Annotated in this window: 17 protein-coding genes, 5 tRNA genes and 1 pseudogene; 13 read left to right on the forward strand and 10 right to left on the reverse strand. The window is 69.0% G+C overall.

Translation table 11 applies throughout. The features are described from left to right. From CEK66_RS13415 to CEK66_RS13430, 4 genes and pseudogenes are all read left to right on the forward strand, one after another. Positions 1-510, forward strand: a pseudogene (locus CEK66_RS13415) (class III poly(R)-hydroxyalkanoic acid synthase subunit PhaC); the annotation flags it as partial. A gap of 52 nt (positions 511-562) precedes the next feature. Next, complete coding sequence (locus tag CEK66_RS13420; RefSeq protein WP_152237239.1) at positions 563-937, forward strand: DUF5329 family protein; 375 nt, start codon at positions 563-565, stop codon at positions 935-937. Positions 938-965: 28 nt separating this feature from the next. Next, on the forward strand, positions 966-1,166 hold the full coding sequence (locus CEK66_RS13425; protein WP_026144177.1) for a PspC domain-containing protein: 201 nt from the start codon (positions 966-968) through the stop codon (positions 1,164-1,166). Beyond that, on the forward strand, positions 1,163-1,618 hold the full coding sequence (locus tag CEK66_RS13430; protein ID WP_017913022.1) for a hypothetical protein: 456 nt from the start codon (positions 1,163-1,165) through the stop codon (positions 1,616-1,618). Before CEK66_RS13425 ends, CEK66_RS13430 begins: the two co-directional genes overlap by 4 nt. A gap of 150 nt (positions 1,619-1,768) precedes the next feature. Here CEK66_RS13430 and CEK66_RS13435 read toward each other — a convergent pair whose 3' ends face one another. Further along, positions 1,769-2,980: an FAD-dependent oxidoreductase gene (locus tag CEK66_RS13435; protein ID WP_017907885.1), complete on the reverse strand. Its 1,212-nt coding sequence runs from the start codon at positions 2,978-2,980 to the stop codon at positions 1,769-1,771. A gap of 177 nt (positions 2,981-3,157) precedes the next feature. On the opposite strand from CEK66_RS13435, the gene CEK66_RS13440 reads away from it, so the two are divergent. The 3 genes from CEK66_RS13440 to CEK66_RS13450 all read left to right on the forward strand — a co-directional run bounded on the left by CEK66_RS13440 (position 3,158) and on the right by CEK66_RS13450 (position 7,543). Beyond that, on the forward strand, positions 3,158-3,373 hold the full coding sequence (locus CEK66_RS13440) for a hypothetical protein (protein WP_017907884.1): 216 nt from the start codon (positions 3,158-3,160) through the stop codon (positions 3,371-3,373). A 75-nt stretch (positions 3,374-3,448) separates the two neighbouring features. Continuing rightward, positions 3,449-5,083 carry a hybrid sensor histidine kinase/response regulator gene (locus CEK66_RS13445; RefSeq protein ID WP_152237240.1) on the forward strand — a complete coding sequence of 545 codons (1,635 nt, stop codon included), beginning with the start codon at positions 3,449-3,451 and terminating at the stop codon, positions 5,081-5,083. A 96-nt stretch (positions 5,084-5,179) separates the two neighbouring features. Continuing rightward, the gene (locus tag CEK66_RS13450; RefSeq protein ID WP_152237241.1) at positions 5,180-7,543 is read left to right on the forward strand and encodes a Tex family protein; all 2,364 of its coding nucleotides are present in this window, start codon (positions 5,180-5,182) and stop codon (positions 7,541-7,543) included. A 79-nt stretch (positions 7,544-7,622) separates the two neighbouring features. On the opposite strand, the gene CEK66_RS13455 is transcribed toward CEK66_RS13450, so the two are convergent. The 3 genes from CEK66_RS13455 to CEK66_RS13465 all read right to left on the reverse strand — a co-directional run bounded on the left by CEK66_RS13455 (position 7,623) and on the right by CEK66_RS13465 (position 12,217). Beyond that, the gene (locus CEK66_RS13455; protein ID WP_226978605.1) at positions 7,623-11,426 is read right to left on the reverse strand and encodes a PAS domain-containing protein; all 3,804 of its coding nucleotides are present in this window, start codon (positions 11,424-11,426) and stop codon (positions 7,623-7,625) included. 159 nt (positions 11,427-11,585) lie between these two features. Beyond that, a complete protein-coding gene (locus CEK66_RS13460; RefSeq protein WP_017909846.1) occupies positions 11,586-11,966 on the reverse strand; it encodes a response regulator in 381 nt (126 codons plus the stop codon). A 164-nt stretch (positions 11,967-12,130) separates the two neighbouring features. Then, positions 12,131-12,217, reverse strand: a tRNA-Leu gene (locus CEK66_RS13465). A 432-nt stretch (positions 12,218-12,649) separates the two neighbouring features. Between CEK66_RS13465 and CEK66_RS13470 the strand changes: the two genes are divergently transcribed. The 4 genes from CEK66_RS13470 (at position 12,650) to CEK66_RS13485 (ending at position 13,157) form a co-directional block, all read left to right on the forward strand. Next, positions 12,650-12,725 (forward strand) — tRNA-Ala (locus CEK66_RS13470). 46 nt (positions 12,726-12,771) lie between these two features. Beyond that, a tRNA-Glu gene (locus CEK66_RS13475) sits at positions 12,772-12,847 on the forward strand. A 114-nt stretch (positions 12,848-12,961) separates the two neighbouring features. Beyond that, a tRNA-Ala gene (locus tag CEK66_RS13480) sits at positions 12,962-13,037 on the forward strand. A gap of 44 nt (positions 13,038-13,081) precedes the next feature. Then, positions 13,082-13,157 (forward strand) — tRNA-Glu (locus CEK66_RS13485). Between the two features lie 413 nt (positions 13,158-13,570). On the opposite strand, the gene CEK66_RS13490 is transcribed toward CEK66_RS13485, so the two are convergent. From CEK66_RS13490 to CEK66_RS13510, 5 genes are read right to left on the reverse strand one after another with little or no spacing between them, the layout of a single operon-like run. Next, entirely contained in the window at positions 13,571-15,442 is a 1,872-nt protein-coding gene (locus CEK66_RS13490; protein ID WP_152237243.1) for an alpha/beta hydrolase, read from the reverse strand. Further along, positions 15,439-18,513, reverse strand: a complete 3,075-nt coding sequence (locus CEK66_RS13495) for an efflux RND transporter permease subunit (protein WP_152237244.1) — start codon at positions 18,511-18,513, stop codon at positions 15,439-15,441. The genes CEK66_RS13490 and CEK66_RS13495 overlap by 4 nt, the downstream gene beginning before the upstream one ends. Further along, entirely contained in the window at positions 18,510-19,628 is a 1,119-nt protein-coding gene (locus tag CEK66_RS13500) for an efflux RND transporter periplasmic adaptor subunit (RefSeq protein WP_152237245.1), read from the reverse strand. Before CEK66_RS13500 ends, CEK66_RS13495 begins: the two co-directional genes overlap by 4 nt. Before the next feature lie 23 nt (positions 19,629-19,651). Further along, positions 19,652-20,470 carry a MipA/OmpV family protein gene (locus tag CEK66_RS13505; RefSeq protein WP_152237246.1) on the reverse strand — a complete coding sequence of 273 codons (819 nt, stop codon included), beginning with the start codon at positions 20,468-20,470 and terminating at the stop codon, positions 19,652-19,654. Positions 20,471-20,499: 29 nt separating this feature from the next. Further along, positions 20,500-21,996, reverse strand: a complete 1,497-nt coding sequence (locus tag CEK66_RS13510) for an efflux transporter outer membrane subunit (protein WP_152237247.1) — start codon at positions 21,994-21,996, stop codon at positions 20,500-20,502. Between the two features lie 73 nt (positions 21,997-22,069). Here CEK66_RS13510 and CEK66_RS13515 point away from each other — a divergent pair, with 73 nt between their 5' ends. Together CEK66_RS13515 and CEK66_RS13520 are read left to right on the forward strand one after the other, a co-directional pair. Then, positions 22,070-22,759, forward strand: a complete 690-nt coding sequence (locus CEK66_RS13515; protein WP_152237248.1) for a response regulator — start codon at positions 22,070-22,072, stop codon at positions 22,757-22,759. Continuing rightward, entirely contained in the window at positions 22,756-23,943 is a 1,188-nt protein-coding gene (locus tag CEK66_RS13520) for an ATP-binding protein (RefSeq protein ID WP_152237249.1), read from the forward strand. The genes CEK66_RS13515 and CEK66_RS13520 overlap by 4 nt, the downstream gene beginning before the upstream one ends. Positions 23,944-24,037: 94 nt before the next feature. Here CEK66_RS13520 and CEK66_RS13525 read toward each other — a convergent pair whose 3' ends face one another. Further along, on the reverse strand, positions 24,038-25,345 hold the full coding sequence (locus CEK66_RS13525; RefSeq protein WP_152237250.1) for a substrate-binding domain-containing protein: 1,308 nt from the start codon (positions 25,343-25,345) through the stop codon (positions 24,038-24,040). Between the last annotated feature and the right edge of the window lie 398 nt (positions 25,346-25,743).

Genomic DNA, 25,743 nt, shown 5'->3' on the forward strand with positions numbered 1-25,743 from the left:
CAGGTCGACGTCGACCTGTTCGTGGACACGCTGGGCAACGTGCCGGCGGACCTGATGAACGTCAGCTACCTGATGCTCAAGCCGTTCCGCCTGAACCTGCAGAAGTACGTCGGCCTGCTCGACATCCTCGACGATCCGCGGGCGCTGGAGGACTTCCTGCGCATGGAGAAATGGATCTTCGATTCGCCGGATCTGGCCGGCGAGACCTTCCGCGAGTTCGTCAAGCAGTTCTATCAGGACAACGCGCTGATGCACGGGCGCGCGCACATCGGTGCGCACACGGTGGACCTGGGTCGGGTCACCATGCCGGTGCTCAACGTCTATGCCGAGCAGGACCACCTGGTGCCGCCGGACGCGTCGCGGGCGCTGCGCGGCGTGGTCGGCAGCCGCGACTACGCCGAACTGAGTTTCCGCGGCGGCCATATCGGTATCTACGTCTCCGGCCGCGCCCAACGCGAAGTGCCGGCGGCGCTGCATCAGTGGCTGGCCGAGCGCGATGGCGGGCACTGAGCGCCAGCGGCGACGCGTCGTGCCGCCAGGGGCGCGTCTTGCTGGCGTCGTCTTGGCGGTGGCGCTGGCCTGCCTGAGCGTGGAGCGCGGCATCGCTGCGCCTGCGGCCGCGGCCGACCGTGAAATCCGCGGACTGCTGGCGGCGTTGCAGTCCTCGCCGTGCCGGTTCCAACGCAACGGGACCTGGTACTCCGGTCGCGAGGCCGAGGCGCATCTGCAGCGCAAGTATGCGGCACTGCGTTCGCGCGACCTAGTGGACAGCGCCGAGCAGTTCATCGCGCGAGGCGCCAGCCGCAGCAGCGTCAGCGGAAGCGCCTACCGTGTCGCCTGTCCTGGCCGGCCGGAGCAGGAGGCGGCGGCCTGGTTCGAGCAACAATTGGCGGCATTGCGCCGTCACGCCGCGCCCGCGCCGGCGCGCGTAGAGTGAGCCGGCCGCCGTCGCTGGAGCCGCTGCCATGTCGCAACCCCGTTCGCTGTCGCGCTCGTTGAACGACCGCATGATCGCGGGCGTGATGGGCGGGATCGCCCACCGCTTCGGCTGGAATGCAACTCTGCTGCGGGTGCTGTACGTGGTCGGGTCGATCGTCTCGGCCGCCTTCCCCGGCATCCTGGTCTATCTGATCCTGTGGCTGCTGATTCCCAACGAAGCCGATTGACGCGGCCGCTGTCGCGGGTCTGGCGCCGTGCCGGCATCGCCGTCGGCGTTCTCTGGACCTCGCCGAACACTGTCCTGGGCATGCTCGTCGGGACCATCGCGCTGGCCTTCGGTGCGCGCCTGCGCTTCAGCCGACGCGAACTGGCGCTGGTGTTCGAACGCGTGCCGATGCGGCCACGCGGGGCGATGACGCTGGGCAACGTGATCCTGCTCAGCGCAGACGATCTGGACGTGGCCTGCGCCACCTACGAACACGCTGCCGGTCGCTGCCGGCATCCTGCGGTACGGCTCGGCGACCACGAACGTGCGCACGTGCTGCAGTACATGCTGCTCGGGCCGCTGTTCCTGCCGGTGTACCTGGCCTGCGGCGGGGTCAGCGTGCGCAATCCATTGGAACGCGCCGCCGATCGCTATGCGCTGTACGGTCGGGGTTGGTGGCCGGGGACGGGTTGAACGCGTGGCGTCCGCAAACCGCTGCTTTCGCAATGCACGACGTTGCCGCGCAGGAGCGGCTTCAGCCGCGACGGGCGTTCCCGGGAACGCCCCGGTCGCGGCTGAAGCCACTCGTACGGATGTACCAGTGGCGCGTGTTGGTGGCTCGGGTCAGTCGAGCCGGGAAAAACCGAACAGGCGCTTGAGCGGGTGCGCATGCCGCTCGATCTGGGCGCGCAGCAGGCCGGCGCCGATCATGCTGTAGGTGATGCCGTTGCCGCCGTAGGCCATGGCGAACTGCACGCGCGGGCCGTGCTGCGGGTGCGGGCCGAAGAACGGCAGGCCGTCCTCGGTCTCGGCGAAGGTGCCGGCCCAGGCGAAGGTCGGCTGCAGCTCCAGTCCCGGCATCACCTTGGCGATCTTGCGCGACAGCGTGCGCGCCTTGCTGTCCACGCGCGCGTCGCGGCGCGCCGGCACGTCCACGCTGTCGTCCTCGCCGCCGGCGACGATGCGGCCGTTGCCGGTGCTGCGCAGGTACAGATACGGCCGCGCACTTTCCCAGATCATGGTGTCGCGCAATGGGCCGAGGACGGAGGGCTCTAGCGGGTCGCTGACGAAGGCATAGCTGCTGCGGTTGCGGGCCACGCGTTGATCCAGCCAGTGTTGGTTGGCGTAGCCGGCGGCCATCACCACATGGCCGGCGCGCACCTGCGCGCCCTGATCGGTGTGCAGAGTCACGCCGCGGCCAGTGACCACGATCCGCGCGATGCGGGTGCGGTCGTAGACGCCGACGCCGCGTCGGAAGGCGCGGCCGAGCAGGCGATAGGTGAGGCGGTACGGATCCACCCGTGCCGCCTGGTGGCTGAGGATCGCGCCGTGCGCCTGCAGGCCGTAGTCCGCGTCCAGCGTCTGCGCGTCCAGCCATTCCACGTCCAGGCCGTGTCGCGCGCGCACTTCCAGCTCTTCCAGCAGCACCCGCACGTGGCGGCGTTTGCTGGCGTAGTACAGGCTGTCGTTCCAGCCGAAGTCGACATCGCGCAGCGGCCGGACCAGGTCGCGCAACTGCTCCAGCGCCTGCGCGCAGGCGCCGTAGGCGAGGGCGGCGGCAGGTTCGCCATAGCGCTTGGCCAGATCGATCAGATGGGTGTCGATCTCGTACTGCAGCAGGGCGGTGCTGGCCGCGGTGCTGCCCCAGCCGATGTCGCGCTGCTCCAGGACCGTCACCGCATGCCCGTGCGCGCTCAGTTCCTCGGCGATCAAGGCGCCGGTGATGCCGCCGCCGACGACCGCGACATCGCAGCGCACGTCGTCGCGCAGCTGCGGAAAGCTCTGCATCAGGCCGTTGCGGACCGACCAGAAGGGATAACCGCTCTTGAGATCCATGACGCCCCGGCGCAGAAAGGATGTGCGACTTAGGCGCAGGTCCGGTTAAGTCCGCGTGAGCCGCCGCGGACGTCATGTTCGGGCAAACAGCCGCGATTAATCTCGGTGCAGAAGTCCCTCACATGGCGCTGTGTATGGTGCGCGCCAGTTCCACGAATTCCCTGCAGAGGAAGCGTCATGTCGGTCGTTCTGTATATCGGTGGCAGCAAGGACGGAGAGAAGGGCGTCGTGCCCTACGGGTTCCGCAAGTCCATGAAGGAAACCGAGGCAGGCCCGGAGATCTATGTCGAGCGCGTGCTGGCATTGAGCGATCGGCAGGTGCGGATCATGGCGCTGGAGTCGCTGCAGGACGATATCGTGGTAGAACGCTTGCACAGGTATTATTCGCGTTGACGCCGGCGTGCGAACCCCGGTGTGGCCGCTCGCCTAGGCGGGCCAGCGACGGTTCGCATCGACCTGCCACCGACCATGCCCGCACCAGAAACCAGCAACACCTCGGCGCCGCCGACGACCGTCGACCCGAACGCCCCCACCGACATGTCCAACCAGCGCAGCGATATTTTCTTCGCTGCGGTGCAGACCACGCGCATGCCGATGATCGTGACCGATCCGCGGCAGCCGGACAATCCGATCATCTTCGTCAACCGCGCGTTCCTGGAAATGACCGGTTACGGTCGCGAGGAATTGATCGGCAATAACTGCCGCTTCCTGCAGGGGCCGGACACCGATCGCGAGACGGTGCGCAGCGTCCGCGATGCGATCAAGTCGCATGACGAAGTGGCGGTCGAGATCCTCAACTACCGCAAGGACGGTTCCAGCTTCTGGAACGCGCTGTATATCTCTCCGGTGTATGACGACCGTGGCGAGCTGGTGTATTTCTTCGGTTCGCAGCTGGACGTGAGCCGCCGCCGCGATGCCGAGGACGCGCTGCGCCAGGCGCAGAAGATGGAGGCGCTGGGCCAGCTCACCGGCGGCATCGCGCACGACTTCAACAACCTGCTGCAGGTCATGTCCGGGTATCTGGAACTGATCGAGCACGCGGTCGAGAGCGACCCGCTGAATCCGTCGCTGCTGCGCAAGAGCGTGGACCGCGCACGCGATGCGGCTGGTCAGGCCGCACGCCTGACCCAGCAGCTGCTGGCGTTCGCGCGCAAGCAGAAGCTGGAAGGACGCGTGCTCAATCTCAATGCCCTGGTGGCCGGGATGAGCGATGTGGCCGAGCGCACGCTGGGCGACGGCATCGCGTTCTCGCTGGAACTGTCGCCGGACCTGCGCAACTGCCGGATCGACCCGACACAGGCCGAAGTGGCGCTGCTCAACATCCTGATCAATGCGCGCGATGCGATGGCCGACCAGGCGGCGCCGCGTCTGGTGATCCAGACCCGCAACGTCTCGGTGCGCGCGGACGAACCCACCACCTACGACAACCTGCTGCCTGGCCACTACGTGTGCGTGTCGATCACCGACAACGGCAGCGGCATGCCGCCGGAGGTGCTGGCGCGCGTGCTGGATCCGTTCTTCACCACCAAGGAAGAGGGCAAGGGCACCGGCCTGGGTCTGTCCATGGTCTACGGCTTCGCCAAGCAGTCCGGCGGTGCGGTGCGCCTGTATTCGGAGGAGGGCCACGGCACCACCGTGCGCCTGTACTTCCCGATCGACGACAACGTCGAGAACATGGCCCCGCGCGATTCGCGCACGCGCCGTCCGTTCGATCGCCAAGGCGACGAGACCATCCTGATCGTCGAGGACCGGCCGGACATCGCCGAACTGGCGCGGCTGTTCCTGGGCGACCAGGGCTATGCCACGCACGTGGTGTACAACGCGCGCGAGGCGCTGGAGCTGCTCGACACCGGCGTGCACGTGGACCTGCTGTATTCGGACCTGATCATGCCCGGCGGCCTCAACGGGGTGATGCTGGCGCGCGAGGCGCGGCGGCGCCGGCCCAAGATCAAGGTGCTGCTGACCACCGGCTATGCCGAGTCCTCGATCGAGCGTACCGATGCCGGCGGCAACGAGTTCGAGGTGCTGGCCAAGCCGTACAACCGCCAGGAACTGATCCGCAAGGTGCGCATGGTGCTGGACGGGCCGAACGGCGTCACCTGACGCCGCCAGCTTGGCGCGCGCCTGTCAACGGGTTCCCCGGCGGCGCGCGCACTGCGAAAATGCGGGTTTTCCGCAAGGCGGCTTCGGCCGGACGCAATGCACGACACTCAGCTCGCCCAGCAGATCGCCAACACCATCGCCGCCGAGATCGGCGCGCAGCCGGCGCAGGCGCGCGCCGCCATCGCCTTGCTCGACGAGGGTGCCAGCGTCCCGTTCATCGCACGCTACCGCAAGGAAGTCACCGGCGGGCTCGACGACACCCAGTTGCGCAACCTGGAAGTGCGCCTGACCTATCTGCGCGAACTGGAAGAGCGCCGCGCCGCGGTGCTCGCCAGCATCGCCGAGCAGGGCAAGCTCAGCGACGAACTGCGTGCGGAGATCGTCGCAGCCGACACCAAGTCGCGACTGGAAGACCTGTACCTGCCGTACAAGCCCAAGCGGCGCACGCGCGCGCAGATCGCCCGCGAGGCCGGGCTGGAACCGCTCGCCGACGGCCTGCTGGCCGATCCGAGCCAGGTGCCGGAAACCTTCGCCGCCGGCTTCGTCGATGCCGACAAGGGTGTGGCCGACGTCAAGGCCGCGCTGGAAGGCGCGCGCGCAATCCTGATGGAGCGCTGGGGCGAGGATGCCGCACTGGTCGGCGAACTGCGCACCTGGCTGGGCGAGGTGGGCGTCATCCGCGCCCGCGTGGCCGAGGGCAAGGAGCAGGAAGGCGCCAAGTACCGCGACTACTTCGATTACGCCGAAGCACTAGCCAAGATTCCTTCGCACCGATTGCTGGCTCTGTTCCGCGCGCGTCGCGAGGAGATCGTGTATCTGGAGCTGGATCCCGGCAGCGAGGCCGAAGCCGGCCACCAGTACGCCGAAGGCCGCGTCGCGCTGCGCGCCGGCATCGCCAACCAGGGCCGCCCGGGCGACCGCTGGCTGCTGGATGCCTGTCGTCTGACCTGGCGTGCCAAGCTGCACATGCACCTGTTGCTGGATTTGTTCAACCAGGCGCGCGAAAAGGCCGAGGCCGAGGCGATCGCGGTGTTCGGCGACAACCTGCAGGATCTGATGCTGGCGGCGCCGGCCGGGCCGCGCGTGACCCTGGGCCTGGACCCGGGCATCCGCACCGGCTGCAAGATCGCGGTGGTCGACGCCACCGGCAAGCTGCTGGCCACCGACACCATCTATCCGCACGAGCCGCGCCGGCAGTGGGACCAGTCGCTGCACACGCTGCGGCAGCTGTGCACGCAGCACGGCGTCGAACTGATCGCGATCGGCAACGGCACCGCCAGCCGCGAGACCGACAAGCTGGCCGCGGACCTGATCAAGCAGAACCCGCAGCTGAAGCTGGAAAAGATCGTGGTCAGCGAAGCCGGCGCCTCGGTGTATTCGGCGTCCGAGTTCGCCGCCAAGGAGTTCCCGCAGCTCGACGTGTCGCTGCGCGGCGCGGTGTCGATCGCGCGGCGCCTGCAGGATCCGCTGGCGGAACTGGTCAAGATCGAGCCCAAGGCGATCGGCGTGGGCCAGTACCAGCACGACGTCGACCAGTACCGCCTGGCGCGGGCGCTGGACGCCAGGGTGGAGGATTGCGTGAACGCGGTCGGCGTGTACGTCAACACCGCCTCGGCGGCGCTGCTGTCGCGCGTGTCCGGGCTGTCGTCGAGCGTGGCCGAGAACATCGTGCGCCACCGCGACGACAACGGCCCGTTCAAGCGCCGCAAGGACCTGCTCAAGGTGCCGCGGCTGGGCGACAAGACGTTCGAACAATGCGCCGGCTTCCTGCGCATCGCCGATGGCGAGGAGCCGCTGGACGCTTCGGCGGTGCACCCGGAAGCCTATCCGGTGGTCGAGCGCATCGTCGGTGCCACCGGCAAGCCGATCAAGGCGCTGATCGGCGATGGCGGTTTCCTGCGCGGACTCAAGCCGGACCAGTTCACCGACGAGAAGTTCGGCCTGCCGACGGTGCGCGACATCCTCAAGGAACTGGAAAAGCCGGGCCGCGACCCGCGCCCGGAGTTCAAGGCGGCGCGCTTCGCCGACGGCGTGGAGGACATCAAGGACCTCAAGCCGGGCATGGTGCTGGAAGGCGTGGTCAGCAACGTCGCCGCCTTCGGCGCGTTCGTCGACATCGGCGTGCACCAGGATGGCCTGGTGCACATCTCCGCGCTCTCGGACAGCTACGTCAAGGATCCGCGCGACGTGGTCAAGGCCGGCGACATCGTCAAGGTCAAGGTGCTGGAAGTGGACGTGGCGCGCAAGCGCATCGCGCTGACCCGGCGCCTGGACGACACGCCGGCGCCGGCGCGTCCGGCCGACCGCGACCGCGACGCACGTGGCGCCGGCGGCCCGCCGCGGCGCGAGCGCGACGGGCGTGGCAATGCGGGCGGCGGCAATGCCAAGCCGCGGCCGGCTGCCGCGGCGCCGGTCAACAGCGCGCTGGCCGACGCGTTCGCGCGCGCCAAGCGCAGCTGAGGTTCCAGCAGAAAAAATCCGGCGCGCTCGCGCCGGTGCATCCAGTGCCGGCCACACGGTGCGGCCGCGCAGCGCCGACTCAGGCCGATTCGGCGCTTTGGCTCTGGTCGGTGGCGAGCGCGGCCGGTACCGGCGCCACCAGCGATGCGGCCAGCCCGAGCAGCTTGACCGGATCCACCGGCTTGCCCAGGTGCGCGTCGAAGCCGGCCTCCAGGGCCAGCGCGCGATCCTCGCTGCGCACGTAGGCGGTCAGCGCGATGGCCGGGATGCGGCTGGCTGCGCCGGCACCACGGGCGCGGATGCTGCGGATCAGGCTGTGGCCGTCGCGGCGCGGCATGCCGACGTCGCTGACCAGCAGCGCATACGGCCGTTCGCGCAGCAGCGCTTCGGCATCGTCGGCGCAGACCGCGGCCTCGACCACGGCACCGGCTTCCTGCAGGAAGCGCTGGGTGACGCCCCGAGAATCCATGTCGTCGTCCACCACCAGCACGCGCACGCCATCCAGGCGAATGCCGTCGCGCCGCAGCATGCCGCCGGACAGCGCGACGTCGTTGCCACGGCGGATCGGATCCAGGCTCTGCACGTCGTTGCGCGGCAGTAGCAGGGTGAAAGTTGCGCCGAGGCCGACGCCGTCGCTGCTGACCGACAACTGTCCCTGATGCAGTTCGGCCAGCTGCTTGGCGATCGCCAGGCCCAGGCCGAGGCCGCCGGCGCTGCGCGTGCTGCTCGCGTCGGCCTGGCGGAAGCGGTCGAACACGTGCGGCAGGAACGCCGGGTCGATGCCGATGCCGGTATCGCCGACGGCGATGCGGACGTGGGTGCTGGTGCTGTCCAGGGTCACCGTGACCGTGCCGGCGCTGGGGGTGAACTTGATGGCGTTGCCGATCAGATTGGTCAGCACCTGCTGCAGCCGCACCCGATCGCCCAGATAGGGCAGGGCGGTCGCTTCGTCGGCGACCAGCACGATGTCGATGCCCTTGTTCTGCGCGCCGGGGCGCGCCGCATCGATGGTCTCGCTGAGCAGTGCGCGCAGGTCCAGCTCGCCGGCCTCCAGGCGGACCTTGCCGGACAGGATGGCGCTCATGTCCAACAGGTCGTCGATGATCTGCGCCTGCGAATGCGCGCTGCGCTCGATCACCTCCAGGCCCTTGGTCAGGTCCTTCTGGCGCACCGCATCGTCCTGCATCAGCCGCGACCAGCCCAGGATCGCGTTCAGCGGCGTGCGCAGCTCGTGGCTGAGCGTGGCCAGGAACTCGTCCTTCATGCGGCTGGCGCGTTCGGCCTCGCTGCGCGCGCTCTGCTCGGCGGCGAGCAGTTGCTGCAGGCGCAGGTCGGTGCCGCGGCGCTCGATGATGATGCCTGCCAGGTGCGAGGCGGAGCGCGCAAGATCCTGTTCGTGCGGGTTGGGGTAGTGCACGAACGGGTAGTACAGCGCGACCACGCCCAGCACTTCGCCGTTGCTGGCCAGGATCGGCGTCGAGCAGCAGGCGACGATGTCCGCCTCCAGGGCGGTCGCCAGATACGCCTGCCAATGCGGGTTCACCCGCACGTCGCTGCACAGCACCTGCCGGCGCAGATAGGCGGCGCGCCCGCAGCAGCCGGTGTTGGGGTCGATCGGCAGGCGCTGCACCGCCTTGCGGAAGGCGGGCGGCATGCTCGGCGCGGCGCCTTCCAGCAGGCACTGGCGGTGCTCGTCGACCAGCATGATGGTGCAGCGCAGGCCGACATCGCTCTGCGACTCGATGCCGCGCGCGATCGCCTCCAGCACCGTGCTCAGCGGCTTGCCGGTGGTGATCATCTCCAGCGCCGCACGCTCGGCGGTGGTGGCATTCTCGATGCGCTTGCGCTCGGCGATGTCCAGCAGCGAGCCGATGAAGCCCAGGAACTGGCCGGACGAACTGAAGCGCGGCGTGGCGGTGTCCACGCACCAGCGGTACTCGCCGTCGTGGCGGCGCAGGCGGTATTCCACGGTGTAGGCGCGGCGGTCGGCGCAGGCGCGCGCGAGGGTACGGCCGACCGTGGCCAGGTCGTCGGCATGGATCATTTCCTGCCAGCCGCTGCCCAGCGCCTCCTGCTCGCTCTGCCCGGTGAACAGATACCACTGGCGGCTGATGTATTCGCAGTCGCCGTCGGCATTGGACATCCAGATCATCACCGGCGCGTTGTCGCACAGCTGGCGGAAGCGCAGTTCGCTTTCCTGCAGGCGCTGCTCGACCAGACGGCGGTCGTGGATGTCGGTGTTGGTGCCGATCCAGCGCACGATGCGGCCGCTGTCGTCGCGGATCGGCAGGGCGCGGCCGAGATGCCAGCGGTACTCGCCGTCGTGGCGGCGCAGCGGGTACTCGATCTCGTACGGCTTGCCGCTGCGCAGCGCTTCCGGCCACACCTCCATCACCCGCGCCAGGCCTTCCTCGGTGTGCACATGGCGCCAGCTGTCGTAGCCGGCCTCGCCGACCGGCAGCCCGGTGTACTCGTACCAGCGGCGGTTGAAGTAGTCGACGTGGCCGTCGGGCATGGCGGTGAACACGATCTGCGGCATCGCATCGGCCAGTTCGCTCAGGCGCGCGGCACTGCTGGCCAGTGCGCTTTGCGCGCCCGCGCGTTGCATCGATTCCCAGCAGCGCGCCGCCACCAGCCGCACCAGCTCGATCTCGGCCGAGGTCCACACGCGCGGCTGGGCCTGGTGCACGCCGATCGCGGCCACCAGGCGGCCGGCCTTGTGCAGCGGTGCGGTCAGCACGGCGCGCATGCCTAGACGACGGTAGTTCTGGTCGTCCAGGCGCATCGGCGGCTGGTGGGTCTCGGTGTCCTGCACCACCCACGGCCGGTTTTCGCGCATGCAGTCCAGCAGGTCGCTGCCGAAATCGCTGAAGCGCGAGCGCCCGGTCAGGTGCGAGGCGCCGTCGACGTAGTCGGCGCGCACGTCGAACTCGTCCTCGTCGGCCTCGACGATCGCGTAGGCGCAGCGATTGGCGCCGAGGTGCTGGCCGAGCAGGGCGGCACCGGTCTCGCAGATGGCTTCGGTGCTGTGCAGGTTCTGCAGGGTGTCCTCGAGCATCAGCAGGAAGCTGTCGTGCGCCTGCGCGCGCGCCTGTTCGGTGCGGTCGATGCCATGCACCAGGATTCCGCTGACCCGGCCCTCGGCGTCGTGCATCGGCTGGTACACGCATTCCAGCGTGGTGTCCGAGGTCGCTTCGTGCGGACTGCGGCACAGCTGGAAGGTCATCGACTCGTCGATGAACGGCACGCCGCTGGTGCGGACGTTGTCGAGCAGGCCAATGACGCCCTGTTGCTGGATTTCGGGGATGGCCTCGGTCAGTGGCCGGCCGACCACCTCGCGCGGTCCGACCAGCTGCTGGTAGCGCCGGTTGACGGTCTCGATCACGTAATCCGGGCCGCGCAGGATCGCCAGCGCCGCCGGCGACTGCTCGAAGGCATCGGCCATCTGCGCACGTTGCGCGTCCAGCGCCTTCAGCAGCGTGTCGCGTTCGCGCGCCAGGGTGATCCGCGCCGTGTCCTCGGTGCACACGCACAGCACGCCGGCGATGCGGCCCTCGTCGTCGAACAGCGGGCTGTAGGAGAAGGTGAAATACACCTGCTCGCCGTAGCCGTTGCGCATCATCGTCAACGGAATATGTTCGTTCCAGGTCGATTCGCCGCTGGCCATCACCTGGTCGGCCTGCGCCCGCACCTCGGGCCAGACGTCCGGCCATACCTCTTCCATCGGCCGCGCGAACCCTTGCGGGTGTCGCAACCCGAGGATCGGCACGTAGGCGTCGTTGTACAGGTTGAACTGGCGCTCGCCCCAGCGCACCGCCATCGGGAACCGCGAGTTCAGGCAGATCGACAGTGCGGTGAGCAGGCTCCGCGGCCAGTGCTCCATCGGGCCCAGTTCGTGCTCACGCCAATCGATGGCGCGCAGCAAGGCCCCCGTGGCGCTGCCGGCGGGAAACCGGACAGGAGGCGGCGAACAGTCCTTGACGTTGATGGCGGAGTTCCTCGAAGCGTTCCCGCCAGGCGGCGGGCTTACGACCGAAGATTCTCAGGGGCGTGCGGTCGTCTTGGCGTGAGCGTCCTGCAACGCCTTGATCAGCTGCTCGGACAGGTAGGGCTTGGTCAGCACCACGCCGGCGGCGAAACCGGGAGGGAGCGCGTCGGCGGCCACGCCGGTGGCCAGTACGAAGGGGGTGCCACGCTCGCTCAGCGCCCGGGCGACCGGTTCGCTGGTCTCGCCGGCGGAGAGGCGGAAGTCGAGCACCGCCCGGTCCGGGCGCTCGCTGTCGATCAGCGCAAGGGCCTGCTGCACGGATGCGGCGATGCCGACCACCTCGGCACCGGCCTGGGCAAGCTGCAACTCCAGCAGCGTGGCGTTCATTTCGTCGTTCTCGACCACCAGGATACGCAGGCCCCGCAATGCCGACATCGCTTGCTCGTTAAGGTTTGGGAACGGAAAGTATAGCGGGACCGTCACTGCCACCGCCTAGACAAACGCGCGCAGGAAGATGAAGCGTTTACCTGTGATCGACGTCGACGCGCGCCGCGGCGGTCACGCAAAAAACAAACGGCAGCCGAAGCTGCCGTCAGTCCTGGTGCCGAAGGTGGGACTCGAACCCACACGCTTTTAAGGGCGGCGGATTTTGAGTCCGCTGCGTCTACCGATTCCGCCACTTCGGCGCGGCCGCGGAGTATAGCCGACAGTTCGGCCGCGCCGCCAGCGCATCTGCATTTGCCGTCGTTGGAGGAGGCGGGGGGAATGGCAGTGGCCATGGGTACTTCCCGAGCACATCTCTATATGTGGGTCGCACGTTAGGCGAAGCATTCGGTTCCTGCCGACCGCGCAAGGGGCGCGCAAATCCACCCGTTGTGCCGATATCGGCAATCATCGACACGAGTGGCGGAGGGCTGCGGAGGCGGATTGGCGCCGTGTGCGGCGAGTTCCGCAGGTCGCCTCCATCGTTGGACGTGAGGCGCAGACGTCGCGCAATGCAGGCGTGCGCGCGGATGCAGCCGGTCGTTGCGAGGGCGTGTGCGGCGTCGCGAACGTTCCGAAAAAAACGCTTGCGTGTGCCGATCACGATCGTTAATATTCCGCTCCTCGCAGCACGTGGGGCCATAGCTCAGCTGGGAGAGCGCTTGCATGGCATGCAAGAGGTCGCCGGTTCGATCCCGGCTGGCTCCACCAACTTTTCGGACATAGGCCGTCCGCAAAGGCGACATCGTTACACAGCGTCCCCATCGTCTAGAGGCCTAGGACATCACCCTTTCACGGTGGCGACCGGGGTTCGAATCCCCGTGGGGACGCCATTTTTCGCAGGAATTCCTCGCGCGCATCCGGGTTCGGCTCTGCCGAACGCACTTAGTGCGGGGTTTGTACATCGGAAGAAAGTCGGGTAAGATTCCGCTTCTGCCAGTACACGTGGGGCCATAGCTCAGCTGGGAGAGCGCTTGCATGGCATGCAAGAGGTCGCCGGTTCGATCCCGGCTGGCTCCACCAACTTTTCGGACATAGGCCGTCCGCAAAGCAACATCGTTATCCGCGTCCCCATCGTCTAGAGGCCTAGGACATCACCCTTTCACGGTGGCGACCGGGGTTCGAATCCCCGTGGGGACGCCACTTTCGAAAACACCCGGCACTGCCGGGTGTTTTTTTATGCGTGCGGTGGCTGCGAGATGCGGCAAGCATGCGCTGGAAGCCGGGTGGATCGCTGGCTTCTTCGAGCGAGTGGTGCTGCTGTTCTTTTCATGCCTGCATCCGGGGTGTGCGAAGCGGCGCCCGTACCCTCACCCCAACCCCTCTCCCGAGGGGAGAGGGGCTTTGGCTGCTCCCTTCTCCCTCCGGGAGAAGGTGCCCCGTAGGGGCGGATGAGGGTCCGGGCGTCGCCTCGCATGGGCAGATTGGTGCAGGCGCTGCGCGCCCCGTACCCTCACCCCAACCCCTCTCCCGGTGGGAGAGGGGCTTTTGGTTCCTTCTCCCTTAGGGACAGTGGGGCTGTTGCTGCATCGATGAGGGGCTAGCGCTGCGCCAGTTCAATGCAGCAGCCGGCGGATCTGCAGGATCGCCTGCGGCGTGCGTTGCACGCTGTGCCCGGAAACGATCACCGTTTCCGAGGCGGCGCCGGGCAGGTGGGCGCTCCAGTACGGCACGATGCCGTCGCTGGACTGCGCCAGCGGCACGCGCGGATCCTCCTGCCCGATGATGGAGTGATAGGTCACCTGTGGTGAGATCGGCAACTGCGCCGCGGCGAGGATGAAAGGGTCGTGGTCGCTGAGGCTGTCGATGCTGTTGGGCAGCCCGTCGAGCATGTTCTTGCCCGCGATGTCCTGGAACTGGTCGAGCACGCGCCGTGGCAGGCCGATCACGGCGCGTGCCAGTTCGCCCACCGTGCCGGCGGCTTCGGGCGTCCCGCGCTGCGGGGTGGCCAGGAAGATCGCCTCGGACACTTCCGGCATCGCCGCGAACTGCAGCATCGGTCCGAGCCTGGCGTGCAGTGCCTGGCGCGCCTGCGGATCCAGCGCCGCCCCGTCGAACAGGGTTCGCCACAGCCGCTCGCCGTCGCTGGAAGACACCATCAAGCGCGCCAGCACGCCGCCCATGCTGTGTCCGATCAGCACCATGTCATGTGCGGAGACGCTGCGGCGTTGCGGATCGAACTGGTCCAGCGTCTGCTCCAGGGCGTTGCGAACCTGCAGGTGGGTGTAGGGAATCGGCAGGTTGGTCGGGTAGTAGACGAACCAGATCTGATAGCGCGCGCGGACCTGCGGATCGCCGAGCAGGTCGTTGGCCAAGTTGACCCAGGCTTCCGGGCTGCTGGCCAGCCCGTGCAGCAGCACCAGCACGCGCCGGTTCGGATCGTAGGGCTGGGTCAGGAACACGTGCGGCCGGTCGATGCCGTGCCCCAGGCCGAGCAGGGTGCGCAGCGATTGCGCGGCGAAACCGGCGCGCGCCATCCACACGCCGTAGCCGGCGCTGAAATTGGCCGCCAGCGGCACGTCGACACCGCCCATCGTGACCCGATCGCCGAGCGAGGGGTCGTGGACTTCCACGTGCGCGCTGTGGCTGGCCAGCACCTGCTTGAGCGTGCGGCCATCGAAACGCAGCAATACCGTGAGGTTGGGGGTGGGCATGTCGCTGTAGACAGGAGTGGCGTCGGTGCTGCGGATGGCCTCCGCCGCCGGCTGCGGCAGGACCGCGACCATCTCCGCGCCGAAGCCATCGCGCCGATACACGCTGCGCAGTCCGTCGAAACGCAGGCCGCTGGCCGCCAGCATCGTCTCGGGCATCGGCATGTCCTGCGGGTTGCCGACGCCGCTGGCATCCAGCGTCACCGTCCAGTCGGGCAGGGCGGCGATCTGCGCGCCGGCCTCGTGCGTGGCCGGCGGATGCCGCCGGTAGCGGGCGAACAACGCGGTCACCGACTGCTGCACGGCGTAGTTGTAGTAGTCGCGCACCTGGGTCTGGCGTTCCTCGAAAGCGCGTTCGCTTGGCGTGCGTGCGCTGAAGAACAGGTAGGCGTAGGCGTAACGCGCGGTCTGCAGCCAGGCGGCCAGCGTGGCATCGCTGGCCGGGTGCTGCCTGGCGGCACGTTGCGCGGCCAGCAGCGACAGTTCCGCCGCCGTCGCCAGAGTGCGCTCCTGGTCCATGTCGGCATTGCCGAGCAACCGGTCGATGCATGGCGGCACCGTCGCCGTGCAGCGCGCCGCGTCGAGGCCGGCCACGTTCAGCGTCTGCAGCGCGGCATCGCTGGGGCGCGCGGTGCTCAGCGCGTCGCCGCGCTTGGCCTGGATGTAGCGCGCCGCATCCACGCGTTGCAGGGTGATGCTGGCACAGCCGCCGGTGCACAGCGCCATGCACAGCACGACACAGGCCAGGATCGCGCGGTGCCAGCGCCGCCGCTTCATGCCGCGACCTTCGCCGGCTTGCCGGCGCGGCGTGCGAACAGCAGGTCGTACAGCACCGGAATCACCCCCAGGGTCACCAGCGTGCCCAGGGCCAGGCCGCCGATCATGGTGATGGCCATGCCGGTCCAAAGCGGCCCGGCGAACAGCATCAGCGGGATCAGGCCGACGATGCAGGTCAGCTTGGTCATCACGATCGGGCGCAGGCGCTTGACCGCTGCGGCGATCACCGCCTCGTGCCGGCTCAGGCCATCGGCCAGTTCGGCCTCGATCCGTTCGAGCAGCAGCACCGCGTTGTTGACGATGATGCCGGCCAGCGCGAGCAGACCGAAGGTGGCCATGAAGCCGAACGGATAACCGGTGACCAGCAGGGCGAGGGTGGCGCCGATCAACACGAACGGAATGCTGGCGACCACGATGAACAGCTTGCGGAACGAATTGAACTGCCACACGAACAGCAGCAGGATCGCGCCCAGCGCATGCGGCATGTATTGCAGCAGCGCCTGGTTGGCTTCGGCGGCGTCCTCCAGTTCGCCACCCATCTCGATGCGGTAGCCCGGCGGCAGGCGCAGCGCCGCGACCTTGTCGGCCAGTGCGTCCACCACCTGGTCGGTGGTCAGGTCCGGGTTGCGGCCGGTGATGGTGATGGCGCGGCTCAGGTTGCGGCGCTGGATCGTCGAGGGTTCCGAACTCAGTTGGATGTCGGCGATCGCCGCCAGCGGTAGCGGCGCGGCGCCGGAGGACGGGTAGATCGGCGTGTCGCCGGGATTGCCGCCGCGTGCATGCGGGTCGCTGTCGCCGCGCAGCACGATCGGCACGGAGCTGCCGTCGTCGTGGATCACCGAGGCGTCCACGCCGCCATAGCGCAGTTGCAGCGCCTGGGCGATGTCCTCGCTGGCGACGCCGGCGCGGCGCGCCTTGGCCTGGTCCACCTGCACCACGTAGCGCGGAATGCGGCTGTCCCAGTCGTCGCTGACGTCCAGCGTGCCGGGCAGGGCACGCAGGGCGTCGGCGATGCCGGCGGCGATCCGGCGCAGTTGCGTTTCGTCCGGGCCGATCACCCGGTAGATCGCCACGCCGGATTCGGTCGAGCCCAGGGAGAATCGCTTGGGCTCGGCGCGTACCGCCGGGTAGGCCTGGCGCAGGTGGGAGCGCACCTTGGCGATCAGCGCATCGATGTCGCTGCCCGGCCGCACGCTGACGGTGAAGTAGGCGATGTTGGCCGCCGGCAGCGGCGGGTTCAGCCCGAGCACGATGCGCGGGCCGCCGTCGGCGACGTAGCCGATGCTGTCGACGATCTGCGGGTTCTGCCGACGGTCGGCCAGCCACTGGCTGATCGACTGCACGGTGCGCAGTGTCTCGCGCGCATCGCTGCCCGGTTGCAGGGTCACCGGCATCTGGAACTGCAGGCGGTCGGACTTGGGCAGGAAGCTGTACGGCACCGAGGCCAGCACGGTCACCGCCAGGGCGAGCAGGGCGAGCATGCTGCCCAGGAACAGCGCCTTGTGCGCCAGCAGCGCCTCGATCGTGCGCCGGTACAGCCGGTACGGCTTGGAGGTGTAGCTGTCGCCATGTCCATCGGCCGGCGCGACATGCGCGCGGGCGAAGTACATGCACAGCAGCGGGGTGATGGTGATGCTGAGCAGCCACGAGCCGAGCAGGGTCACCGCCAGCACGATCGCCAGCGAGCGCATGTATTCGTTGGTGCTGGTCTGGCCGAAGAAGAACGGCGAGAACGCCAGCACGATCACCAGGGAAGAGGTCAGCAGCGGGATCGCCAGGCTGCGGCCGGCGGCCTCGCAGGCGGCGCGGCGTTCCTCGCCGGCGGCCAGGCGCCGCTCGATGTCCTCGGCGATGACGATGCCGTTGTCCACCAGCAGGCCCAGCGCCAGGATGATCGCGGCGATGGACACGGTCTGCAGTTCCACGCCCAGCACCCGCATCGCGATCAGCGCGCCGAGGATGGTCAATGGCACGATCGCGCCGACGATCAGGCCGGTGCGCCAGCCGAGAAACAGCATCACCACCGCCATCACGATGACGATGGTCTCGCCCATCACGTGATGCATCTTGCCCATCTCGCGCTCGACAACGTCGGCCTGGAAGGTGACCACGTGCTGTGCGAAACCCACCGGCAGCATCTTGGCGGTCTCGCCCAGGGTGCGGCGCAGCGCCTTACCGACCTCGGCGACGTTGTTGCCCGGCGCCATCGACACCGCCACCACCACCGCCGGCTGGCCCTGGTAGATGGCGCCGGCGTCCGGCGGATCCACCGGCATCAGCTCGATCCGCGCCAGTTGCGCCAGCGGGATCTGCCGTGGGCCGTCGGCGCCCTGCGTGGCGATCGGGGCATTGCGCAGGTCGTCGAGATCGCGCACCTCGCCGGAGGTTGTCACGGTCATCGCCATGCCCGACGCGGCGACCAGGCCGCCGCCGGCGACCACGTTCTGCGCGCGCAGTTGCTGCGCGACCGCGGCCGGGGTGAGGCCGGCCTCGCCCAGCCTGGTGCGGTCGAAGGCGACATAGACGCGCTCGTCCTGCAGGCCGTGGAAGGTGACCCGCTCGACGCCCGGCACGGCGTACAGCTGCGCACGCATCTGCCGCAGCGGTCCGAGCATCTCGGCGGTGTTGAAGCCGGGCGCGGTGACCGCGATCGAGGCGATGGCGACGCGGCCGAAGTCGTCGTCGACCAGCGGCCCCTGCGTACCCGCGGGCAGCTCGGCACCGGCCTCGGCCGCCTTGCTGCGCACCCGCTGCCACAACGCCGGCAGGTCCTTGACGCTGTCCTGCGCGGTGACCTGCACGATGGCGCTGCCGGGATGGATGGTGGTGACGATCTTCTTCAGCCCGCTGACCTCGCGCAGCCGTTCCTCCAGCGGACGCGCGAGCAGGTTCTCCACGCGCTCGCTGGGCATGCCGGGGTAACCGACCTGCACGATCGCATCGCGCACGGTCACGCTGGGTTCCTCCTGCGAGGGGAAACCGAGAAAGGTGACGATGCCGCCGATCAGGATCAGGGCGGCGCTGAACAGCGCCAGGCGGCTCGATTGCAGGGTGGCGCGGGTCAGGTTCATGGCGAGGTGGTGCCGAGGCGGGTGGTGGGACGGAACGGCACGACGTGCTGGCCGTCGTGGAGGAAGGCGGCGCCGGCGGCGACGATGCGCTCGCCCGGAGCCAGGCCGCGCAGGATCTGCACGCGGCCGCCCTCGGCGTGCCCGGTGACGACCTGACGGCGGCGCACGCTGCCGCTGTCCTGGCGGTACACGAACAGCATGGTCTGGCCGTCGGCCATGCTCGGGATCAGCGCACTCAACGGCACGCTCGGCGCCTGATCGGCGGCGCTGTCGGGCAGGGCCAGCAGCAGCGATTCGCCGCTGCGCGGCTGCGCCGCGTCGGCACCGGTGCTGTCGAACAGCGCCTGCACGGTGGCCCCGCCGTCCACGCGTTCGGACACGCTGCGCAGGCGCAGCGGCAGCGCCTGCTGCGGCGCGCTGCTGCGGTAGGCGAGGACGCTCTGGCCCGGTTGAAGTGCCGCAGCGCGATCGGCCGGCAGCGTCGCCAGCACCTGCGCGCGATCGGCGCCGTCCAGTTGCAGGACCGGCTGGCCCGCGCTCACAAGACTGTCGGGCTGCTGCAGGCGTGCCACCACGCTGCCGTCGAACGGTGCGCGCAGTTCCGATTGGCGCACCGCGCGGCGCGCCAGCGCCAGGTCCGACTGCGCGCTGCGGACCTTCGCCTGCGCCGCGGCGAAGGCGCTCTTGGCCGCGGTCAGGGTCGCGGCCGAGGCGGCGCCGTCGTCGAACATGGCCTGCTGCTGGGCGAGCTGGGTCTGCTGCTGCTGCAGGTCTGCCGCGGCGATGCCGACGCCGGCCTCGGCCTGCTGCAGGCGCAGGCTGTTCGGTTCCGGGTCCAGGCGTGCGAGCACCTGGCCGGCGTGGACGCGGTCGCCCACGTCCACGGCGATGGCGGCAATGCGACCACCGCCTTCGAAGCCGAGATCGGCGCGTTGTTGCTGGCGCACCTGGGCGAGGTAGCGGGTGCTGTCGCGCGCGGCATCGCTGCCGACGGTTTCCAGCTTGACCGCGCGCGGCGCGTCGGCGGGCGGTGCGGCCTCGCGGCCGCAGCCGGACAGCGCCAGCACGGCCAGCGGCAGGCACAGCGTGAGAAGCAGGGTGGGGCGCAGGGTCATGATCGGCGGTGTCCCGAGAAAGTTCAGAAGGTGTAGGTGACGGTGGCGCCGCCGCCGGCAGCGGCGCGGCGACGCACCACCGGGCTGCCGTCGGCGGGGCCGACGTAGCGGGTGGCGTTGAGCAGCAGCGAGGCGGTCCAGTGCGGCGACAGGGTGTGATCCCATTCGGCGCCGACGGTGTAGGCGTACACGCCGGCATCGGCGCGGTGCGGTTGGAATCCGCTGGTCAGGCTTTGCGCCTCGGTGACGCCGAAGTACGCCTGGTTGAAGCGGCGGTCGCCGACGTGCGCGTCCAGGTCCAGGGTCACGTTGTCGGCCGCCGCCTGCATCAGGGTGAAGCGCGCGCCGGCGCGGTAGCGGTTGCGGCGCGCACCGTCCTTCAGCGCGAACTCCGCCTCGGCGTCCAGCGCCAGGTACGGGGTGAGCTGCTGCATGACCAGGCTGCGTGCGGTGATCGCGCCGGGCACGTCACCCATGCCGGCCAGGCGCTTGGAGCCGGGGCGCCAGCTGCTGTTGCGCTGCAGGCGGCCCAGGTCGTAGCCGAACGACTGGCTGGCGGAGAAGCCGTGCGCGTTCTGGAACTGGACGCCGGCGCCGCGCAGCGTGTCCGCGAACAGGATGCCGCGCTGTACCGAGAGCACTGGCACCGCCTGCACGCGATCGTCGGCGGAGCCGGCATAGCGCGGGGTCAGCATGGCGCCGGCGCCCACGCTCACTTGGGTGCGGTCGCCGAACAGGCCGGCGCTGGGAGCCGGATCGGGGTCTGCGGCGTGCGCGACAGGCGGCAGCGCCAGCACCGCCACGGTCAGCGTGGGCGACAGAACGGACAGGAGATGTTTCATCGGAGCAACCTCGTGCGGGGGAAAGGTCATCAGGGCGCGTGCGGCAGCGGCACGCCGTAGAACGCGCGGAACAGCGCGATGCGATCGAGCAACAGGTCCTGGCGCGCCTGCAGATGCGCCAGTTCGGCCTGCGCGGCCTGGATGTCGCCGGCCAGCAGCTCGGGGCGGTCCTGCAGACCTTGCGCCACGCGCTGCTGCAGGCGCGCCACGCGCTGGCGTTCGCGCTCGAGATTGGTGCGTTCGCCGCGCTCGCGCTGCTGCAGTGCCGGCAGCGCATCCAGCGCATCGGCGACCTCGCGGAACGCCGCTTCCACGGTCTTCTCGTAGTCGGCCACCGCGCCGTCCTTGCGCAATTGCGCGAGATCCAGGTTGGCGCGGTTGCGGCCGCCGTCGAACAGCGGCAGCACGAGTTGCGGCACGAAGCTCCAGGTGCGGCTGCCGGGCATGAACAGGCCGTTCAATGCCTCGCTGGCGGTACCCAGCGAGGTGCTCAGGCGGATCGACGGGAAGAAGGCAGCGCGTGCGGCGCCGATGTCGGCATTGCGCGCGCGCAGTTCGGCCTCGGCCTGGCGGATGTCCGGGCGCTGCAGCAGCAACTGCGAGTCGAGGTCGCGCCAGGTGCGGCCATCGTCCTGCCCGGCACCCGGCAGCAGGTCCTGCAAGGTGCCGGCGCCGTCCGGCGTGGCGTAGCCCGCGAGCAGTTGCAGGGCGCGGCGAGCGGCGGCGTGATCGCTGGTGACCTGCTGCGCGCGCGCCTGCGCCTGGTCGTCGTCGTGGCGCTGGCGGTCCAGCGCATCGCGGGAGATCAGCCCGACCGCCTGCTGGCGCGTGGCGATCGCCAGCAGCGCCGCACTGCGCTCGGCGATGGTCTGCGCCTGCTGCTGGCTCTGCAGGGCAGCACGCTCCAGTGTGTAGGCGCGCAGCACCTCGGCGATCAGCGCACCGCGCGCCGCCTGGCGGCCGTCTTCGGAGGCCAGGTAACGCTGCTGCGCCGCCGCCGACAGCGAGGCCAGCTTGCCGAACAGGTCCAGTTCGAAGCCATCCACGCCGACTGCGACGGTACTCAGCTTCTGGCCATAGCGCGCCTGCGTGGCCGCGTCGTCGTAGCTGCGACGCGTGCCCTGGGCATCAAGGCCGAGCTGCGGCAGCTGCTGCGCGCGTTCGATGCGGTACTGGGCGCGCGCCTGCTGCACGGTCAGCACGGCATTGCGGAAGTCCGGATCGTGGGCCAGCGCCAGGGTGACGAGTGGGGTCAGGTCGTGCTGCGGCGAGAATGTCCGCACGAACTGCTGTTCCTGGTCGGTGAGCGCACTCTCACCGCGATCAGGTGCGGCGGCCGCGGTCGCGTTGGTCGCGCCGAAGGTGGGCGGCAGGGCCGGTTGCGGGCGTTGGTAGACCGGCGCCAAAGAGCAGCCACCCAAGGCGAGTGCGAGAAGCCCGAGCAGGGCGCGGGTGCGACACGGGTGAAGCGGCAGGGACGGTAGAATCATGGCAACGGTCGGGTGATCGAACTCGACTGCCAGCATCGGCGGGCATGTTCAAGCCGCCTTCTAGGAATCTTCAAGATTCCATCAAGACGCCAAACACGGGCACCGGGCAATGCACGCGAAGAAGATCCTGCTGGTCGAAGACGATGCCGACAGCGCCAGCATCCTCGAGGCCTACCTGCGCCGCGACGGCTTCGAGGTCACCATCGCCGAGGACGGGCAGAAGGCGGTGGCGGTGCATGCGCAGTGGAAGCCGGATCTGGTGCTGCTGGACGTGATGCTGCCGCGGCTCAGCGGCACCGAGGTGCTGTCCACGATCCGCCGCAGCAGCGACACGCCGGTGATCATGGTCACCGCGATGGGCGACGAACCGGAGAAGCTCGGCGCGCTGCGTTACGGCGCCGACGACTACGTGGTCAAGCCGTACAGCCCCAAGGAAGTGGTGGCGCGGGTGTTTGCGGTGCTGCGCCGCGCCGGGCCGGCGCGCGCCAGCGAGGAGCCGCTGCGCCACGAGCGCCTCACCGTGGACACCGCGGCGGTGCGCGCCACGGTGCGCGATCCCGACGGCCACGAGGTGGCGCTGGAACTGACCCCGACCGAATTCAACATCCTGGCGACGCTGATGAAGACGCCGTTCAAGGCCTTCACCCGCAGCGAACTGCTGGAGATCTGCCTGCCCGACAGCGATGCGCTGGAGCGGGTGGTGGATGCGCACGTGCACAACCTGCGCAAGAAGCTGGAACACGAGCAGGTCACCGGGCTGCTGGTGACGGTGCGCGCCATCGGTTACCGCTTCCGATGAACTGGGCCTGGTTCCGCCGCAAGCGCCACGCGCCGCTGTGGCAATGGGTAGGCCTGCGCATGAGCGCGCTGGCGGTGCTGACCATCATCGCGATCGCGCTGGGCATGGTGCTGCGCTTCGCGATCTGGGACGTCTCCACCCTGAGCCGCCTGCCGCCGCAGGCGCGGCAGGAGATGCTGCAATTGCGCGAGGATCCGCACAGCAATGCGCGGCGCCTGTGGGAGCTGTTCGAAACCTATTACGACGTGGCCGACTTCCTGCCCGGGCTGGCCAGCCGCGACTGGTGGCTGCTGGCCGGCATGGTGCTGGCGTCGATCCCGGTGATCGTGGTCTGCGGTCTGCTCGCTTCGCGGCCATTGTCGCGGCAGTTCTCCAACGTCGCCGAGGCGGCGCGGCGGATCAGCGATGGCGATTTCGCCGCGCGCGCCAGGGTGGTGCCTGGCGCCCCCGACGAGCTGGCCGGGCTGGCGACCGACTTCAATGGCATGAGCACGCAGCTGCAGCGGTACGAGCGCGAGGTGCGCGAGTCCAGCGCGATGCTGGCGCACGAACTGCGCACCCCGCTCAACGCGGCGATGGGGCGGGTGCAGGGCATGCTCGACCAGGTGTTCCCGAGCAGCGAGGAGCAGTTGCGTATGGTCCAGCGCCAGCTGGAGCAGATCAATCGCCTGGTCGGCGACCTGCACCTGCTGTCGATGGCCCGCGCCAACCAGCTGATGCTGGAGCCGCAGCGGTTCGTACTCGGCGCCCTGGTCCGCGAACGCCTGACCTGGGCGGCGCAGCCGCTGCAGGAGGCCGGCATGCAGGTGCAGGTGCGCATTCCGGAGCAGTTGCACATCAGCGCCGACCGTGACCGCCTGGGCCAGGTGCTGTCGGTGCTGATCGACAATGCGCTGCGCTACGCCGCGGCCGGCGGCGAACTGGCGCTGGAGGCGCAGGCCGATGCCGATGGCGTGCTGATCCTCGTGGCCGATCGCGGTCCTGGCGTCGACGAGGAAGCGCTGGCGCGGATGGGCGACCGTTTCTGGCGCGCCGACGATTCGCGGGCACGCCATTCCGGCGGCAGCGGACTGGGCCTGTCGATCGCCGCGGCCATCTGCCAGGCCCACGGCGGCACGCTGGAGTTCGCCAACCGCGCGGGCGGCGGGCTGTGCGCGCGGGTGCGCCTGCCGCACGGGTTTTGACATCCGCCGGAGTTGCCGCAGGCGCAACGCGCACGCAAAAGCCGGCGGGCACGAAGGCCCACCGGCTGCGCATGCGCTCGGTTGCGCTGCGCGATTACTGCACGCAGGTATTGACCGTGTTCTGCGCCGAGGCGGTGATGCCGCCCAGGTAGGCGAAACCATCCGGTAGCGCCGGGCGGGTGCTGGTGTTGTAGAAGATGTTGAACAGATCCTTCACCGCCTGCACATGCGCGGTGCTGCCGTTGCCGCTGGTGAAGCCGGCCAGGTAGGTGATCGCCGCGATCGGGTAGGCGTTGGTGATCGCGGCGCTGGGGTTGACCAGACGCACGCAGTTCTTCACCGCGGTCGAGCCGCTGCCCGGCACCGCGTTGACGGTCGCGCCGTCGAGCACGCGGCCGCTCAGCAGGGCCGACGCCGCCAGCGTCACCGGCGCCGGATTGCCGCTGGAGTCCTTGCCGAAGTTCTTCGGATCGAACCCGGCCACGGTGACGTAGCGGGCCGCCTGCAGCAGCACTTCGCCGACATCGGCATAGCCCAGCGCGTTGCTGTTGGTCACCCGCACTGAGGTCACCACGCCGTTGTTGCCGCTGGCGCCGATCGCGCGCGAGCCGTACACGCCGCTGACGCCGCCCGGCAGCGCCGAGTTGAAGGTCTGGTTCGGGGTGAAGGTGAAGCCCGACGGCACGTTGCTGGTGCCGTTGCAGGTGCGCGCCAGGTAGCTGGTGAAAGCGAAGGTGGTGCCGCTGCCGTCGGTGCGGTAGACGATCTTGATCGGGCCGCTGGTGCCGCTGCCGGACACGCTGCTCCAGTCGCTGACCAGGCCGGAATAGATCTGGCAGACCTGCGCCGCGGTGAGGTTGAAGCTGGCGGTCGGGGTGCTCTGCGGCAGTGCGATGGCGCCGGCGAGGGTCGGAACCTGGACGATGCCGACACGGCCGGCGGCGTTGCCGCCATTGAGGAAGGCGTTGTAGTCGGAGGTGCTGTACGGCGCATCGGTGCCGATGAAGTCCGGCGCCGAGGCCGCGGCGCTCAGGCCCAGCGGCGAGGTGCTGAAGTCGTTGCAGGCCTGGTTGGCGGCGGTGCTGCCGGCGAGGGTGTTCTTGCCGAAGCCGCTGCCGGTCTGGCAATACGACACCTTGTTGCTGCTGCCGTTGCTGTAGGTCAGGAACACCGAGCCGCTGCCCAGGGCGGCGGTGGTAGAGCCGCTGCCGGCGGTATTGCCGGCATTGGTCGACAGGCGCGCGTTCGGAGTGACCGCGGTGTAGGTGTTGCCGACGTACGGCTGCGCCGGGAAGGTCGCGCCGCCGCCATACAGGTTCTCGGCGGCCATCGCTGAGCCGGTGGACATGGCCGCGATCGCCACGGCGATCGCGCTGAAACGGGAAAGGGTGAGATTGCGCACTTGCTGTTCTCCTTGGTTGAGAAAACGACGGAATGAATCCGGGGGAATTCTTTACCTTGCGTGCTTGCGCCTTCTTCCTGGCGCGAGATCAGCATGTGCGGCGCAGATGTTGCGGTGGCGACATTCCAGGGAACATTTCCTTACCTGTGATGCGCATTCTGCAAATAGCGGCGTATCACCTTTATGAAATAATGAACTAGAAGAAAATGACGATTTAGGTTCTGATATTTTGATTGTGCGCGTTCCATGTATACGGAATGCACCATCGACCGCGATGCGGGACGCCGCGCGGTGCGTGACGGCGAAGCATGTCGTGCAGATGTCATGCACGTTGGCGGTCGCGATGGTCGTCGCTGATTTTTGCGGGGCGATGCGATACCGGCCCCGCGATCGCACCG

The organism is Xanthomonas sp. LMG 12460, from assembly GCF_009192895.1.
GTDB classification, from domain to species: domain Bacteria; phylum Pseudomonadota; class Gammaproteobacteria; order Xanthomonadales; family Xanthomonadaceae; genus Xanthomonas_A; species Xanthomonas_A sontii.

What these genes read in the sequence shown, in the direction of transcription:
- CEK66_RS13505 (WP_152237246.1), bottom strand. Translation starts at nt 20,470, where the DNA reads ATGAAACATCTCCTGTCCGTTCTGTCGCCCACGCTGACCGTGGCGGTG.
- CEK66_RS13520 (WP_152237249.1), top strand. Translation starts at nt 22,756, where the DNA reads ATGAACTGGGCCTGGTTCCGCCGCAAGCGCCACGCGCCGCTGTGGCAA.
- CEK66_RS13445 (WP_152237240.1), top strand. Translation starts at nt 3,449, where the DNA reads ATGCCCGCACCAGAAACCAGCAACACCTCGGCGCCGCCGACGACCGTC.
- CEK66_RS13450 (WP_152237241.1), top strand. Translation starts at nt 5,180, where the DNA reads ATGCACGACACTCAGCTCGCCCAGCAGATCGCCAACACCATCGCCGCC.
- CEK66_RS13425 (WP_026144177.1), top strand. Translation starts at nt 966, where the DNA reads ATGTCGCAACCCCGTTCGCTGTCGCGCTCGTTGAACGACCGCATGATC.
- CEK66_RS13440 (WP_017907884.1), top strand. Translation starts at nt 3,158, where the DNA reads ATGTCGGTCGTTCTGTATATCGGTGGCAGCAAGGACGGAGAGAAGGGC.
- CEK66_RS13515 (WP_152237248.1), top strand. Translation starts at nt 22,070, where the DNA reads ATGCACGCGAAGAAGATCCTGCTGGTCGAAGACGATGCCGACAGCGCC.
- CEK66_RS13435 (WP_017907885.1), bottom strand. Translation starts at nt 2,980, where the DNA reads ATGGATCTCAAGAGCGGTTATCCCTTCTGGTCGGTCCGCAACGGCCTG.
- CEK66_RS13490 (WP_152237243.1), bottom strand. Translation starts at nt 15,442, where the DNA reads ATGAAGCGGCGGCGCTGGCACCGCGCGATCCTGGCCTGTGTCGTGCTG.
- CEK66_RS13500 (WP_152237245.1), bottom strand. Translation starts at nt 19,628, where the DNA reads ATGACCCTGCGCCCCACCCTGCTTCTCACGCTGTGCCTGCCGCTGGCC.
- CEK66_RS13510 (WP_152237247.1), bottom strand. Translation starts at nt 21,996, where the DNA reads ATGCTGGCAGTCGAGTTCGATCACCCGACCGTTGCCATGATTCTACCG.
- CEK66_RS13455 (WP_226978605.1), bottom strand. Translation starts at nt 11,426, where the DNA reads ATGGAGCACTGGCCGCGGAGCCTGCTCACCGCACTGTCGATCTGCCTG.
- CEK66_RS13495 (WP_152237244.1), bottom strand. Translation starts at nt 18,513, where the DNA reads ATGAACCTGACCCGCGCCACCCTGCAATCGAGCCGCCTGGCGCTGTTC.
- CEK66_RS13460 (WP_017909846.1), bottom strand. Translation starts at nt 11,966, where the DNA reads ATGTCGGCATTGCGGGGCCTGCGTATCCTGGTGGTCGAGAACGACGAA.